This is a genomic window from Dankookia rubra (genome assembly GCF_004355005.1).
In the GTDB taxonomy this organism is placed as follows: domain Bacteria; phylum Pseudomonadota; class Alphaproteobacteria; order Acetobacterales; family Acetobacteraceae; genus Paracraurococcus; species Paracraurococcus ruber_A.
Genome location: NZ_SMSJ01000432.1, coordinates 1 through 219, shown reverse-complemented (window position 1 = coordinate 219; position 219 = coordinate 1). Strand labels below are relative to the sequence as shown.

The 219-nt window shown below is 67.6% G+C and carries 1 protein-coding gene; it reads right to left on the bottom strand.

Annotated features, from left to right (window positions below):
• Window positions 1–14: 14 nt before the first annotated feature.
• Window positions 15–219 (bottom strand): IS66 family insertion sequence element accessory protein TnpB (gene tnpB / locus E2C06_RS40700; RefSeq protein WP_133293450.1); only part of this gene is annotated, 205 nt, incomplete at its 5' end.

Genomic DNA, 219 nt, shown 5'->3' with positions numbered 1-219 from the left:
CGCCGACCATCCCGTCAGCCGTGTCGCCGAGCTTCTGCCATGGAACCTGCCAAGCGACGCAGACGCCGCGGCAACCTGACGGTCGATCGCCGCGTCACCGGACGCTTACCCTTCTCAAGACGCTTGGCCAGCAGCACCAGGCCCTGGCCATCCCACCAAAGCGCCTTCAGCAGGTCACCCCGCCTGCCGCGGAACAGGAACAGGTGGCCGGAGAACGGA